The organism is Massilia sp. LXY-6, assembly GCF_051233485.1.
In the GTDB taxonomy this organism is placed as follows: domain Bacteria; phylum Pseudomonadota; class Gammaproteobacteria; order Burkholderiales; family Burkholderiaceae_D; genus Telluria.
Genome location: NZ_JBKFGF010000018.1, coordinates 170,556 through 184,564 on the forward strand (window position 1 = coordinate 170,556; position 14,009 = coordinate 184,564).

At 65.0% G+C, this 14,009-nt stretch carries 18 protein-coding genes; 14 read left to right on the top strand and 4 right to left on the bottom strand.

Going from position 1 to position 14,009, the window contains the following annotated elements:
- The first annotated feature begins 31 nt into the window (after positions 1–31).
- Entirely contained in the window at positions 32–634 is a 603-nt protein-coding gene (locus ACI48D_RS09670; protein WP_435571009.1) for a hypothetical protein, read from the top strand.
- A gap of 13 nt (positions 635–647) precedes the next feature.
- On the opposite strand, the gene ACI48D_RS09675 is transcribed toward ACI48D_RS09670, so the two are convergent.
- Complete coding sequence (locus ACI48D_RS09675; protein ID WP_435571010.1) at positions 648–1,235, bottom strand: ComF family protein; 588 nt, start codon at positions 1,233–1,235, stop codon at positions 648–650.
- Positions 1,236–1,478: 243 nt separating this feature from the next.
- Between ACI48D_RS09675 and ACI48D_RS09680 the strand changes: the two genes are divergently transcribed.
- The 7 genes from ACI48D_RS09680 to ACI48D_RS09710 all read left to right on the top strand — a co-directional run bounded on the left by ACI48D_RS09680 (position 1,479) and on the right by ACI48D_RS09710 (position 7,428).
- Positions 1,479–2,402, top strand: a complete 924-nt coding sequence (locus tag ACI48D_RS09680; RefSeq protein WP_435571011.1) for a methyltransferase domain-containing protein — start codon at positions 1,479–1,481, stop codon at positions 2,400–2,402.
- Between the two features lie 360 nt (positions 2,403–2,762).
- A complete protein-coding gene (gene coxB, locus ACI48D_RS09685; RefSeq protein ID WP_435571012.1) occupies positions 2,763–3,956 on the top strand; it encodes a cytochrome c oxidase subunit II in 1,194 nt (397 codons plus the stop codon).
- Between the two features lie 24 nt (positions 3,957–3,980).
- A complete protein-coding gene (ctaD, locus tag ACI48D_RS09690; protein WP_435571013.1) occupies positions 3,981–5,591 on the top strand; it encodes a cytochrome c oxidase subunit I in 1,611 nt (536 codons plus the stop codon).
- A 7-nt stretch (positions 5,592–5,598) separates the two neighbouring features.
- A complete protein-coding gene (locus tag ACI48D_RS09695; protein WP_435571014.1) occupies positions 5,599–5,736 on the top strand; it encodes a hypothetical protein in 138 nt (45 codons plus the stop codon).
- 1 nt (position 5,737) lies between these two features.
- Entirely contained in the window at positions 5,738–6,307 is a 570-nt protein-coding gene (locus ACI48D_RS09700; RefSeq protein ID WP_435571015.1) for a cytochrome c oxidase assembly protein, read from the top strand.
- Complete coding sequence (locus ACI48D_RS09705; protein ID WP_435571016.1) at positions 6,300–6,515, top strand: DUF2970 domain-containing protein; 216 nt, start codon at positions 6,300–6,302, stop codon at positions 6,513–6,515. The genes ACI48D_RS09700 and ACI48D_RS09705 overlap by 8 nt, the downstream gene beginning before the upstream one ends.
- Positions 6,516–6,564: 49 nt before the next feature.
- Positions 6,565–7,428 carry a cytochrome c oxidase subunit 3 gene (locus ACI48D_RS09710; RefSeq protein WP_435571017.1) on the top strand — a complete coding sequence of 288 codons (864 nt, stop codon included), beginning with the start codon at positions 6,565–6,567 and terminating at the stop codon, positions 7,426–7,428.
- Between the two features lie 115 nt (positions 7,429–7,543).
- Here ACI48D_RS09710 and ACI48D_RS09715 read toward each other — a convergent pair whose 3' ends face one another.
- Positions 7,544–7,744 carry a twin transmembrane helix small protein gene (locus ACI48D_RS09715; RefSeq protein WP_435571018.1) on the bottom strand — a complete coding sequence of 67 codons (201 nt, stop codon included), beginning with the start codon at positions 7,742–7,744 and terminating at the stop codon, positions 7,544–7,546.
- Between the two features lie 31 nt (positions 7,745–7,775).
- Between ACI48D_RS09715 and ACI48D_RS09720 the strand changes: the two genes are divergently transcribed.
- The 6 genes from ACI48D_RS09720 (at position 7,776) to ACI48D_RS09745 (ending at position 12,069) form a co-directional block, all read left to right on the top strand.
- Positions 7,776–8,495 (top strand): SURF1 family protein, encoded by a 720-nt coding sequence (locus ACI48D_RS09720; protein ID WP_435571019.1) that lies wholly within the window; start codon positions 7,776–7,778, stop codon positions 8,493–8,495.
- A 46-nt stretch (positions 8,496–8,541) separates the two neighbouring features.
- On the top strand, positions 8,542–9,096 hold the full coding sequence (locus tag ACI48D_RS09725) for an SCO family protein (protein ID WP_435571122.1): 555 nt from the start codon (positions 8,542–8,544) through the stop codon (positions 9,094–9,096).
- A gap of 10 nt (positions 9,097–9,106) precedes the next feature.
- Positions 9,107–10,261, top strand: coding sequence for a COX15/CtaA family protein (locus ACI48D_RS09730; RefSeq protein WP_435571020.1), 1,155 nt, complete (start codon positions 9,107–9,109; stop codon positions 10,259–10,261).
- Positions 10,258–11,163, top strand: a complete 906-nt coding sequence (gene cyoE / locus ACI48D_RS09735) for a heme o synthase (protein WP_435571021.1) — start codon at positions 10,258–10,260, stop codon at positions 11,161–11,163. The genes ACI48D_RS09730 and cyoE overlap by 4 nt, the downstream gene beginning before the upstream one ends.
- Before the next feature lies 1 nt (position 11,164).
- Entirely contained in the window at positions 11,165–11,761 is a 597-nt protein-coding gene (locus tag ACI48D_RS09740) for an SCO family protein (RefSeq protein ID WP_435571022.1), read from the top strand.
- A 95-nt stretch (positions 11,762–11,856) separates the two neighbouring features.
- Positions 11,857–12,069 (top strand): AI-2E family transporter, encoded by a 213-nt coding sequence (locus tag ACI48D_RS09745; protein ID WP_435571023.1) that lies wholly within the window; start codon positions 11,857–11,859, stop codon positions 12,067–12,069.
- 127 nt (positions 12,070–12,196) lie between these two features.
- Here the strand turns inward: ACI48D_RS09745 and ACI48D_RS09750 are convergent, their stop codons facing one another.
- Together ACI48D_RS09750 and ACI48D_RS09755 are read right to left on the bottom strand one after the other, a co-directional pair.
- Positions 12,197–13,414: an acyltransferase family protein gene (locus ACI48D_RS09750; RefSeq protein ID WP_435571024.1), complete on the bottom strand. Its 1,218-nt coding sequence runs from the start codon at positions 13,412–13,414 to the stop codon at positions 12,197–12,199.
- A gap of 94 nt (positions 13,415–13,508) precedes the next feature.
- Positions 13,509–13,979 (bottom strand): hypothetical protein, encoded by a 471-nt coding sequence (locus ACI48D_RS09755; protein ID WP_435571025.1) that lies wholly within the window; start codon positions 13,977–13,979, stop codon positions 13,509–13,511.
- Positions 13,980–14,009 lie beyond the last annotated feature (30 nt).

Here is a 14,009-nt window from a genome sequence, read left to right on the forward strand (position 1 = left end):
CCACCGGTGTACTTCAACACAAGGAGGAAACATGAACGGATCCGGATTTTCCCGCCGCCATCTCTGGATGGCGATCGTCCTGGCCGCGGCCAGCGCCGCGCCGCTGCTCGCCGATGCCGGTCCCGGCAACGGCAACGGCAAGAATGCCGGAACCTCGCTGGACGACGGCGACAGCCGCGTCCAGCGGGGCCGCGAGATCGTCCCGCCCGGCGTCGTCCTGAACCTGCAGGGCAAGCAGCGCGGCATGGTCTGGCTGGGCAGCTACATCGTCAACACGAGCGGCTGCGTCGATTGCCACACCCATCCCAGCTATTCGCCGGGCGGCGATCCGTTCAAGGGCCAACCCGAGCGCATCAACGCCGAGCAGTACATGTCGGGCGGGCGCATGTTCGGCCCGGCCATCACCGCCGCCAACCTGACCCCGGATAACGCCGGACGCCCGGCCGGCCTGACGCGCGACGAGTTCGTGCAGACCTTGCGTACCGGCCACAATCCGCACGATCCGGCCGGCCAGATCCTGCAGGTGATGCCGTGGCCGACGTTCGGCAAGATGACCACCCGCGACCTGTACGCCGTCTACGAGTACCTGCGCGCGATTCCTTCGCTGCCCGACAATCCGAAGCCGGGCCCCTGAACGACGCAATGCTTCAGGCCCGCGGCGGCGTGCGCGCGACCACCAGGCCGGTCACGCGCGCGGCGCCGAAGCGTTTGAAGGTGGCCGCCAGTTCCTCCAGCGTGCTGCCGCTGGTCATGACGTCGTCGACGATGCCGACGTGGCGTCCTTCCACCAGGTCCGGATCCTCGATGGCGAAAGCGCCGGGGATGTTTTCCGCGCGCTCGTGCGGCGAGACGCCGGACTGGGCGCGGGTGTCCACCTGGCGCGACGCCAGCCGCGGGTGCAGGGCGACGCCCAGCGCGCCGGCCAGCGGCCTGGCGATTTCAAGCGCCTGGTTGAAGCCGCGTTCGATCAACCGGGACGGTCCCAGCGGTACCGGGCACAGCAGGTCGGGCAGCGGCAGGCCGGGGCGGGCCAGGACGGCGTCGCGCAGCAGGTCCGCGAACCAGGGCGCCAGCGGCAGGCGGGCGCTGAATTTCAGCTGCAGGACCAGGTGGTCGAGGGGCGGGGCGTAGTCGACGGCAACGACGGCGGCGTCGTAGGAAGGCGGATAGGACAGGCAGACGCCGCAGATGGTGTCCGGCTCCTTGTCAGGCGGGGACGACCCTGTTCCAGGCAAGGGGTTCGCGCAGCGTGCACAGCGATTTGTGGCTGGCAAGCAAAAATGACCGCGGCAGGGCGCACACACGACGCCCTCGCAACCGGCCCCGCACAGCGCGCAGGTCGAGGGCAACAGCAGGTGCAGAAGGGCGCGCGGCCAGCGGCGGGCCCAGGGAGGGTGGCGTTTTGGCATGGGCTTCCGATCGGTTCGGGTGGCATCATGTACACTCCCGCCATTGTCCCCATTTGACCGCAGTTGACCATGGCTTCGCCCCAATCCCCTTCCAAAATGAGTGCGCCGATCGACCCGGCACGCATCAAGCAGCTGTTCGCCGACCCGCGCCGGGTGGCATCGTCGGATTTCCTGCGCCGCGAAATCGCCGGCCGCATGTTCGAGCGCCTGTCGCTGGTGAAAAATTCTCCGCAGCACGTGCTGGATGCCGGCTGCGGCGCCGGCGCCGACCTGGCCCAGCTGCAGAAAGCCTATCCGGCCGCCCAGGTGATCGGCATGGACGCGGTGCCGGCGATGCTGCTTGCGGCCGGCAACGCCGCCCAGGCGCCGCGCTCTTTCCTCAGCCGTTTGCTGCCGGCCAAGAGCGGCATCGATCTGGTGTGCGCCGACTTCGGGCAACTGCCGCTGGGGCCGAACTCGCTCGACCTCGTATGGTCGAACCTGGCATTGCACTGGCATCCGCAGCCGGATCGCGTGTTCGCGGAATGGCGGCGCGTGCTGCGCGTGGAGGGCCTGCTGATGTTCTCGAACTTCGGCCCGGACACCTTCCGCGAGCTGCGCAACGCCTTTGCGGCGATGGACGAAACCCCGCACACGCTGCCCTTCGTCGACATGCACGATTTCGGCGACCAGCTGGTGGAGGCAGGCTTCACCACGCCGGTCATGGACATGGAACAGATCACGGTCACCTACGACACCGCGCAGGCCTTGCTGGCCGACGTTCGCGCCTTCGGCGGCAACCCGCTGGCCACCCGGCGCCGCGGCCTGGTCGGACGCGCGGCCTGGCAGCGCATGCTGGATGCGCTGGAAAGCCAGCGCCGCCCGGACGGCAAGCTCGGCCTGAGCTTCGAGGTCATCTACGGCCACGCATTCCGGCCGGCGCCGAAGGTCACGGCGGCGGGCGAGGCGATCGTGCGCTTCCAGCCGAGGCCGCAGCCGCCGCGTCCGCGCTGAGCGGTGATCGGTATGGCGGTCGTGTCGCAGTGCATCATGCAACATCCATGCCGGTGAGGTAATTTTCCTTGAATAAAAATTAGCGATTTCAGTATAATCAATGACACTTTTTTCGACTTGAGCAGTCATCACGCTAAAAACTTCAGTAAAAACAGCGTGAAGTCGAACTGGTTGCAGCAACACCAAAGGCTCCGGAAAACCGTCTTGCGCGGTAGCGGGGCCCGAGCAAGCAGATTCATCGAGGTCTCGTGGCCCTTGATGGTCGATGTTTGCAGGAAGGATTTCGGAGCGGCGGCAGTTCGTTCATGGAGTGCCGGCCTCTTTAAGAAAATTCATTTTTTTTGGGTGGTTGGGGACAACATGACTTATGCACAGCGATTAAAAGCGGCGATGTTCGGTCTCGCGGTAGCGGCCAGCATTCCGGCCCTGGCGCGGCCGGAGCCTGACATTACCGGTCGGCCGGTGGAGCACCAGTTCGGCATGCAGCCTCCGGTAACGGGGATCGGCGACTATATCTACAGCCTGCACAACTGGATGATGGTGGTCTGCCTGGTCATCTTCCTCGGCGTGTTCGGCGTCATGTTCTATTCGGTGTTCAAGCACCGCAAATCGCTCGGCCACAAGCCGGCAACCTTCCACGAATCCACGGCCGTCGAGATCGCCTGGACGGTCATTCCCTTCCTGATCGTGATCGGCATGGCGCTGCCGGCCACCCACGCGGTCGTCGCCATGAAGGACACCTCGAACCCGGACCTGACCATCAAGGTCACCGGCATGCAGTGGAAATGGGGCTATGACTACCTGAAGGGCGAGGGCGAGGGCATCGCCTTCCTGTCGAACCTGGCCACCCCGCGCAGCGCCGTCGGCGAGCCGGGCGTGGCGCCGACCACCGCGCGCACCGAGAACTACCTGCTCGAAGTCGACAACGAAATGGTCGTGCCGGTGAACAAGAAGGTTCGCCTGGTGCTGACCGCCAACGACGTGATCCACTCCTGGACCATCCCGGCCTTCGCCGTCAAGCAGGACGCCATTCCGGGCTTCGTGCGCGACACCTGGTTCAAGGCCGAGAAGGTCGGCACCTACCGCGGCAACTGCGTCGAGCTGTGCGGCAAGGAACACGCCTTCATGCCGATCGTCGTGAAGGTCGTCTCCGCCGAAGACTATTCCGCCTGGGTCAACGCCAAGAAAAAGGAAATGGCGGCCCTGGCCGACGATCCGAACAAGGTCTGGACCATCGACGAACTGAAGACCAAGGGCGAGAAGGTCTACGCCGCCAACTGCGTGGCCTGCCACCAGGCCAGCGGCCAAGGCGTGCCGAACGCCTTCGCCGCGCTGGTCGGTTCGCCGGTCGTGCTGGGTCCGAAGGCCGACCAGATCAACGTGCTGCTGAACGGTAAGCACAGCGGCAAGTATCCGAGCGCCATGCCGGCATGGAAGCAGCTGTCGGATTCCGACATCGCGTCCGTGATCACCTATACCCGTAATAATTGGACCAACAAGGCCGGCGAGAATATCGTCCAGCCGTCGGAAGTCCTGGCCGCCCGCGGCAAATAAGCGTTTGGATTCGGAGACACTGCCATGAGTTCCACCATCGATCACGCACACGACCATGACCAAGCGCACGACCATGCGCACGATCACGCCCACGATCACCCGACCGGCCTGCGCCGCTGGCTGTTCGCCACCAACCACAAGGACATCGGCACCCTGTACCTGTGGTTCTCGTTCACCATGCTGCTCTCGGGCGGCGTGCTGGCGCTGATGATCCGCACCGAGCTGTTCCAGCCCGGCCTGCAGTTCTTCCGCCCCGAGTTCTTCAACCAGCTGACCACCATGCACGGCATCGTGATGGTGTTCGGCGCGATCATGCCGGCCTTCGTCGGCTTCGCCAACTGGATGATCCCGCTGCAGGTGGGCGCCTCCGACATGGCGTTCGCGCGCATGAACAACTTCTCGTTCTGGCTGCTGCCGCCGGCCGCCATCCTGCTGGCCAGCTCCTTCTTCGTGCCGGGCGGCGCCACCGCCGCCGGCTGGACCCTGTACGCGCCGCTGTCGACCCAGATGGGACCGGGCATGGACATGGCGATCTTCGCCCTGCACATCATGGGCGCCTCGTCGATCATGGGCTCCATCAACATCATCGTCACCATCCTGAACATGCGCGCGCCCGGCATGACCCTGATGAAGATGCCGATGTTCTGCTGGACCTGGCTGATCACCGCCTACCTGCTGATCGCCGTGATGCCGGTGCTGGCGGGCGCCATCACCATGACCCTGACCGACCGCCACTTCGGCACCTCGTTCTTCAACGCGGCCGGCGGCGGCGACCCGGTCATGTACCAGCACATCTTCTGGTTCTTCGGCCACCCCGAGGTCTACATCATGATCCTGCCGGCCTTCGGCATCGTCTCGCAGATCATCCCGGCCTTCGCCCGCAAGCCGCTGTTCGGCTATGCCTCGATGGTGTACGCGACCGCCTCGATCGCGATCCTGTCCTTCATCGTCTGGGCCCACCACATGTTCACCACCGGCATGCCGGTGACCAGCCAGCTGTTCTTCATGTACGCCACCATGCTGATCGCGGTGCCGACCGGCGTGAAGGTGTTCAACTGGGTCGCCACCATGTGGAAGGGCTCGATGACCTTCGAAACGCCGATGCTGTTCGCGGTCGGCTTCATCTTCGTGTTCACGATGGGCGGCTTCACCGGCCTGATCCTGGCCGTGACCCCGATCGACATCCAGGTGCAGGACACCTATTACGTGGTGGCGCATTTCCACTACGTGCTGGTGGCCGGCTCGCTGTTCGCCCTGTTCGCCGGCTTCTACTACTGGGCCCCGAAATGGACCGGCCACATGTATCCGGAATTCCGCGGCAAGATGCACTTCTGGCTGTCCCTGATCACGTTCAACGTGACCTTCTTCCCGATGCACTTCCTGGGCCTGGCCGGCATGCCGCGCCGCTACGCCGACTACGCCGTGCAGTTCACCGACTTCAACCAGATCGTGTCGATCGGCGCTTTCGGCTTCGGCCTGAGCCAGGTCTACTTCCTGTTCTTCGTGGTGCTGCCGACCATCCGCGGCGGCCAGAAGGCGGAAGCCAAGCCATGGGAAGGCGCCGAAGGGCTGGAGTGGACCGTGCCGAGCCCGGCGCCGTTCCACACCTTCGAGACCCCGCCGCTGGTGAAGTGAGATGATCATGGCTGACCAAGCCAAGGAACGCGGCAGGCACGCCGAGGAAATGCGCAGGAAGAACCTGCGCACGGCCCTGTGGGTGGGCGGCCTGGCCCTGTTTTTCTTCGTGCTGCTGTTCGTCAAGCGCCTCTGGCTGGGCTGAGATGAGCGCCGAACGCAGGACCGAGCAAAGCGGCCGCCTGGCGCTGAACCGCAGCACCTTCGTCAAGCTGGTGGTGGTGGCCTGCGTGATGTTCGGCTTCGGCTACGCGCTGGTGCCGGTCTACCGCCAGGTCTGCGAGGTGCTCGGCATTAACGTGCTGACCCAGAAGGACGGCACGGTGGAGCGGCCCGCCAACACCCAGGTCGACCTGGCGCGCACCATCACGGTGGAGCTGGACGGCAATGCGCAGGGACCCTGGCGCTTCCGTCCGACCCAGCGCAGCATCGACGTGCATCCGGGCGAGATGGCGACCGTGATCTACGAGGTCGTCAACACCCAGGCGCGTACCGTGAAGGCGCAGGCCATCCCGAGCTATGCGCCGCAGTCGGCCACCCCGCACTTCAAGAAGGTCGAGTGCTTCTGCTTCAAGGAGCAGGTGCTGGGTCCGAACGAGGCGCGCCAGATGCCGGTGGTGTTCTTCATCGATCCGGCCCTGCCGCGCGAGGTGAAGAACATCACGCTGTCATACACCTTCTTCGAAATTGGCGGGGCGGTGGCAAAAAATGAATGAACCAAGGAAGGCCAGCGAAGTAAAGATGAACTTCGGCGCCACCATGAAGGCCGTCTTCTGGTCCTTCTTCGGGGTGCGCAAGCGCAAGGACTACGAGCACGACGCCGCCAACCTGAACCCGATCCACGTCATCATCGGCGCACTGATCGGGGTGGCGATCTTCATCGGCATCCTGATGTTCGTGGTGCGCTTGGCGGTCGCGAAATAAAGAGTAGAGCAGAGCAAGAATTCGACAAATCAAAAGTTCGTTTGAGGAGATGAGAATGAGTTCGCCACACAATGCGCCGTACTATTTCGTCCCCGGCCCCTCGCGGTGGCCGATGGCTGGGGGCATATCGATGCTCGTCACGATGGTCGGGGCAGCCGGCTGGGTCAATTCCGCATCCTGGGGCCCGGGCGTGTGCGTCGCCGGCATCCTGGCCATGCTCGTGGTCCTGTATTTCTGGTTCGGCGACGCGATCGGCGAATCGGAATCGGGCAAGTACAGCGCGCGCATCGACTCGTCCTACCGCTGGTCGATGAGCTGGTTTATCTTCTCGGAAGTCATGTTCTTCGGCGCTTTCTTCGGCGCGCTGTTCTATGCGCGTTCGATCTCCATGCCGTGGCTGTCCGATCTCGACCACAAGGTCATCTGGCCCGACTTCGCCGGCCACTGGGGCAGCGTCGGCCCGGCCGGCACCGTCGAGTCCTTCAATACGATGGGCCCGTTCCCGATCCCGACCATCAATACCGCGCTGCTGCTGACCTCGGGCGTGACGCTCACCATCGCCCACCACGCCCTGCGCGCCGGGCACCGCAGCAAGACCGCATTCTGGCTGTTCTGCACCATCCTGCTGGGCGCCGTCTTCATGGGCTTCCAGGCCTACGAATACCACCACGCCTACACCGAGCTGAACCTGAAGCTCACCTCGGGCATCTACGGTTCGACCTTCTTCATGCTGACCGGCTTCCACGGCTTCCACGTGACCATGGGTGCGATCATGCTGTCGGTGGTGCTGTACCGCGTGCTGAAGGGGCACTTCACGCCGGAACACCACTTCGCCTTCGAAGGCGCGGCCTGGTACTGGCACTTCGTGGACGTGGTGTGGCTGGGGCTGTACGTGGTTGTGTACTGGCTGTAAGGAATACAGGATAGCAGCGCTGGTACGTCGTCCCCGCGAAGGCGGGGATCCAATTTTTGCATGAGTTATCGAAACGCCAGCAAACTTGGGTCCCCGCCTCTGCGGGGACGACGTTTTAGCGTAAGCCGGTCGGCTGTATCCACCCCATCTTGTACGAAAACAGTACGAGCAGGAACAGCGTGATCGACAGCCCGACCCGCATCGCCAGCGCCTGCACGGTGCGGTTGCTGCGGCCCTTGTCGCGCATCAGGAAGAACAGAGCGGAGGCCAGGCTGCCGAGGATGAGCACGAACGCAATGGCGACGACGATCTTCATGACTAGCCCCGATATGGAATAGTGACATTGTATGCGACTTCGCTTCCGTTTCAGGACTGTCCCGTTCCTTGCCACACTCATCCTCGTGCTGCTCGGGATCGGGCTGGGTAACTGGCAAACCCGGCGCGCGGCCGAGAAGACGCTGCTCCAGGCCAGGCTCGAGCAGGGCATGGCGGCGCCGCCGCTGGCGCTCGACGGCAGCGGCGTCGATCCGGCACGCCTGGAATTCCACCGTGTCATTGTGACGGGGGAATTCGTCCCCAACTGGCCCGTGTTCCTCGACAACCGGCCGCTCGAAGGCCGCAGCGGATTCGTTTTGCTGATGCCGTTTAAAATAGCGGGATCGAAGCGCTTCGTGCTGGTCGCGCGCGGTTGGCTGCCGCGCAATACGGCCGAGCACGACCGGCTGCCGCCCTACACCACGCCCGCGGGCCGCGTCACGATCGAGGGCAGGGCGGTGGGGCAGCTGGCGCACGTGATGCAGCTGGGGACCCCGGCGCCGCTCAAGCCGAATGCGATCGTGCAGAATACCGATCCGGCCGAGCTCGCCCACGCCAGCGGCCTGGACCTGCTGCCGGTCGTGGTCGAGCAGACCGGGCCGGACTTGCCGGGCGACGCCCTGGTGCGCCGCTGGCCGGCGCCCAGCCTCGACATCGACCGCCACAAGGGCTATGCCGTGCAGTGGTATGCGCTGGCGGCGATGGCGTTTCTATTTTTTGTGATAACAGGATTTCGACGTGGACGACCTTAAACCGAGCAAGCCGGCTGAACCCCAACAACGCAAACGCGGCCGCTGGATGCTCTGGATGGTGCTGCTGGTCTGCGCCTCGCCGATGATCGCGTCCTACTTCACCTTCTATGTGTTGAAGCCTGAAAAGCGCAATAACTACGGCACCCTGATCGACCAGCGCGCTCACCCGATCCCGGCGATGGCGACTACCACCCTGGACGGCAAGCCGGCGGCACTCCAGCAGTTCCAGGGCAAGTGGGTGATGCTGATGGCGGCGCCCGGCGCCTGCGAGGATGCCTGCCGCAAGCAGCTGTTCGCGATGCGCCAGCTGCGCCTCATGCAGGGCAAGGAGATGGAGCGCATCGAGCGGGTCTGGCTGATCCTCGATCGCGAGCCGCTCGACACCCTCGTCATCCGTGAATACGACGGCACCCACATGCTGCGCGCCGACGCGCAGGCCGTGGCGGACTGGCTGCCGGCCGACCCGGGCACCAGCGCGGCCGACCACATCTACCTGATCGACCCGCTGGGCCACCTGATGATGCGCTTCCCGAAGGATCCGGAGCCGCGCAAGGTACACAAGGACATCAACAAGCTGCTGAAGGCTTCTTCGGTCGGCTGAGTAATCAAGCATGCAAGTTTCGAATTTCGTATTGCTGGCACTGACCGGCATCCTGGCCGCTTCGGTGCCGCTGTCCATGGTCTGGATGGCAACCGGCGCCCACCGCTACCGCAAGCTGGCGTGGGTGATCGTCTTCTTCACCTTCGACCTGATCGTGTTCGGCGGCTTCACCCGCCTGACCGATTCCGGCCTCGGCTGCCCCGACTGGCCGGGCTGCTACGGCGAAGCCAACCCCTTCCTGGCGCATGCGCACATCGCCGCCGCCGAGGCCCTGATGCCGACCGGACCGGTGACGAAAATGAAAGCCTGGATCGAAATGATCCACCGCTTCCTGGCGATGGGCATCGGCTTCCTGATCATCGGCCTGATGATCGCGTCCTGGGTGCAATGGCGTCGCTCGAAAGGACGCGCGGCTTCTCCTTGGCTGCCGACGGTGCTGTTCCTGTGGGTCTGCGTGCAGGGCGCGTTCGGCGCCTGGACCGTGACCTTGAAGCTGCAGCCGGTCATCGTCACCCTGCACCTGCTGTTCGGCATGACCCTGCTGGCGCTGGCCGCCTGGCTCGGTGGCCGTGAAGACAATATCGTGAAGCCGATGCCGGCGCTGGCCCCGCTTGACGCCATGAAGTTGCGCCGCCTGCGCCCGCTGGCTTGGCTGGCCGGCGCCGTTTTGCTGGTCCAACTGGCCCTGGGCGGGTGGGTGAGTACCAATTATGCGACGCTTGCCTGCAATGACTTTCCACTCTGCCAAGGACAAATTGTCCCAGAGATGGACTTCCAGCATGGCTTCACCTTGTGGCGCGAGCTGGGCAAGACGGCCGCCGGCCACTACCTGCCATTCTCGGCCCTGACCGCCATCCACTGGGTGCACCGGAACTTCGCCGTCGTCGTGGTGCTGGTGCTGGGGCTTACCGCCTGGCGCGCCTGGCGTCTTCCCGGCCTTCACGGCGCCGCCCGGAACATTGCTTTAGTATTATTGGCGCAGGCCCTGACGGGTGTCGCAACCGTCTTTTTGAATTTCCCACTTGCAATTGCCGTGTTGCATAACGCAGGGGCGGCCCTCCTTGTCTTGCTGGTGACCATGTTAAACTACAAGGTACAGTATCAACTCGGAACGAAGCCGCAAGCCCGCCCCCACCCGGCAGCGGCGCCTGCGGGCCATTCATGATTACCCAAACCGCCACCCATAAACCGCCCAGCCGCGTCTCGCAATACTGGGCGCTGACCAAGCCGCGCGTCACCCAGCTTGCCGTCTTCTGCGCCGTGATCGGCATGTTCCTGGCCACCGACGGCTTCCCAGGCTGGCACGTGCTGTTCTGGGCCACGCTCGGCATCTGGCTGCTGGCCGGCGCCGCGTTCGCCGTCAACTGCCTGATCGAAGCCGAGGTCGACGCCCGCATGGCCCGCACCGCGCGCCGCGCCACCGCGATGGGCGAACTGTCGACCACCCAGACCCTGTTCTTCTCCGCCATCCTCGGCGGGGCCGGGATGGGCATCCTGTACACGATGGTCAATCCGCTCACCATGTGGCTGACCTTCGTCACCTTCGTCGGCTATGCGCTGATCTACACCGTCCTGCTGAAGCCGAATACGCCGCAGAACATCGTGATCGGCGGACTCTCCGGCGCGATGCCGCCGGCGCTGGGCTGGGCCGCGGTGGCGAATACCGTGCCGATGGAAGCCTGGCTGCTGGTGCTGATCATCTTCGTCTGGACCCCGCCACACTTCTGGGCGCTGGCGATGTACCGCCGCGACGACTACGTGCGCTCGGGCCTGCCGATGCTGCCGGTCACCCACGGCATGCAGTACACCGGCCTGCAGGTCTGGCTGTACTCGGTCGCGCTGGCGGCCTGCACGCTGCTGCCGTTCGCGGTCGGCATGAGCGGCCTGCTGTACCTGCTGGCCGCCATTGGCCTGAACGCCGTGTTCCTGCGCTACGGCTGGCTGGTCCACAAGCATTACAGCGACCAGATCGCGCGCAAGGCCTTCGCCTGGTCCATCGTCTACCTGTCGCTGCTGTTCGCGGCGCTGCTGGTGGACCACTATGTGAAGCAATACCTGAGCTTCTAAGATGAAGAAACTGCTGCCCGTTCTTGTTGCCGCCGCCCTGACGCTGTCGCTGTCCGCATGCGACAAGCTCGCGGGCAAGCAGGCCGCCAGCTTCCAGAACACCGACGTCACCGGCCTGGACTACGCCAAGGGCTTCAGCCTGACCGACCACACCGGCAAGCCGCGTACCCTGGCCGACTACAAGGGCAAGGTCGTGATCGTGTTCTTCGGCTACACCCAGTGCCCGGACGTGTGCCCGACCACGATGGCGGAAATGGCGAGCGTGATGCAGAAGCTGGGCCCGCAGGCCGACCAGGTGCAGGTGCTGTTCATCACCCTCGACCCCGAACGCGATACCCCGCAGCTGCTGGCCAGCTACGTGCCGGCCTTCGACAAGCGCTTCGTGGGCCTGTACGGCACCCTTGACCAGACTGCCAAGACGGCCAAGGACTTCAAGGTGTTCTACTCGAAGGTGCCGGGTTCAAGCCCCGGCAGCTATACCATCGACCACATGGCCGGCAGCTATGTGTTCGACAAGGACGGCAGGCTGCGCCTGTTCATCCGCCATGGTGGCAACGCCGATTCCATCGTCCACGACATACGCCAGCTGCTGAGCTGAGCTAAGCTAAGGGCATCGGCCGGCGCGCCCCTACCCGGTGGCGGCCGGCATCGTGCTGGGCACTGGGTCGTGCAGATGAGCGTGGCGGCGAGGCCATGCAGCGCATCATGAACGAGGAAGCCGAATCGCTTACCGAGACCGTCAGCCAGACCGTGCGCGGTGCCATGTACGGCCTGCTGGGCACGGCGCTGCCCCAGGCCATGGTGGCGGCGATCGGCTTCCCCATCGCCGGCGTGCCGGCGGTGCTGCTGCTGTCGGTGCTGGTGTTCATCTCGTCCCTGATCCCGGTCGGCCCGCCCCTCATCTGAGGCGGCGCGGCGATCTGGCTGTTCGCCCAGGACAGCACCGGCTGGGGCATCTTCATGCTGGTGTGGGGCTTCTTTGCGATCAGCGGCGTCGACAACGTGGTGATCGCGTTCGGCTTCGTCGGCCTGTTCATCGGGCCGACCTTGCCGGCGGTCGGGTATTCGCTGATGAGTGGGTGGACCCACACGAAGAATCCGATCGTGAAGCGGGAAGGGAAGGAGACATGGGCCCGGTCGGATACCAGCGCGACCGCAGCCGCATGAACGGCGTCTCCACCAGCCGGTACAGCAGCCAGCCGCCCAGGACACCGGCCGCCATCACCGCCACGATGGTCAGCGGCGCGGCCGGATCGATATCCCGCTGTTCCAGTTGCGGCCGCAGGGCCATGAACACCGGCTTGTGCACCAGGTAGACCGCATACGACCACAGCGCCAGGCTGGCCGCGCCGGGAATGCGCACGTGGTTGAGAATGGAGTACGGGCTGAGCGCCGCGCAGCTCAGCAGGGCGAAGCTGATGGCGGTCAGCGAAAAGCCGAAGGTGGAGGTCAGGAAGAGGTTCGGCACGTCGTAGCGCACGCCGTACAGCACTGCCGCCGCCATCCCCAGGCCGGTCACCAGCAGGGCATTCCCGTGCTTGAGGATGCGCTCGAACAGTGTCGGGTGAAAATTCTTCAGCATCGCGATGGCCACCCCGGGTAGCAGCTCGTCGAAGCGGCACCAGGTCGAGTAGTAGGCAGGCGCCGCAAATGCCTCCTGGCCGTTCATGAAGTTGATCGCGCGCGCGGCGATGCCGGCGCCGATCGCCGCAAGCAGCACGCACCACAGCAGGCGCGGCGAGCGGCCCGGTCGCACCAGCGCCAGCACAGCCAGCGGCAGCACCAGGTAGAACTGCTCCTCGATGCACAGCGACCACGAATGCGTGAAGGTCTCCCCATAATTCAGGCCGAAGTTCTGGGTGAAGGTCAGAAAACGCCAGACCGGCGCCATGGTCTTGCCCCAGATCGGGCTGTGCGGCAGCAGCAGGTAGACCGCCAGCACCGCGTAGTAGTTGGGCAGCGTGCGCAGCAGCCGGCGCGCGAAGAAGATCTTCAGCGACAGGCTTTCGCCGCGCGCCGCCGGCGCCAGCAGCTGGTTGCCGATCAGGTAGCCGCTCAGCACGAAGAATAGGTCGACGCCGGCCCAGCCGACCTCGCCGATGAAGCCGAAGATGGAGCCGCGGGCGACGAAGCCGTTGTAATGGGTCATCAGCACCAATGCGATGGCGAGCGCGCGCAGGGTGTCCAGGCCCGTGAGCCTGGCGGGTGCAGCAGGGGTGTGCATCATGCGGTCAAGCGATTCGGCGATCATCCGGCAATTCTATCGTCTTGACGGCCCATCGAATACAGCATCGAACTGGTTTTCCAACGGTCCTCGGCGCCGTTGGCGTCGATACGGTGAGCCCTCAGCCAGGAGGTTCTGCGCGCAGGCTTTCCATGACGCGTTCGAGGTGGGCTTGCGCCGCCTCGCGGCCGTGCTTCGAGGCCTGCAGCGCCATATGCCAGTGCCCGACCACGCCCAGCAGCTCGCGTTCGTCGGCGGCCCGTTCGATGCGGCGCACGACCTCGGCGGCCAACAGGCCGAGGCAGGATTGCGCCGTCTCGACCATCTCCGCCTTTACCTGCGCCAGCCTGGCGGACGAGGGCGCGGCAGTCGCCGGCGCGGACACGCCGGATCGCACGATCAGCCCCATCGACAACAGTTCGCCGACGATGGCCGCGAGCTGGCCGGCCGGCAGCAGCCCGACCAGCACGGAGCAGCGCTTGCGGCCATCCAGCAGGATCAGGACGGTGCGCTGCCTGCTGTTCAGGCCCAGGCTGCGCTGGGCGACCTCGGCCCTGCCTTTTTCCGTCTTGGCATAGACGTCGGTGAGCATGGTTGAGCCTCGTCTTCGTCGTCGGGATCG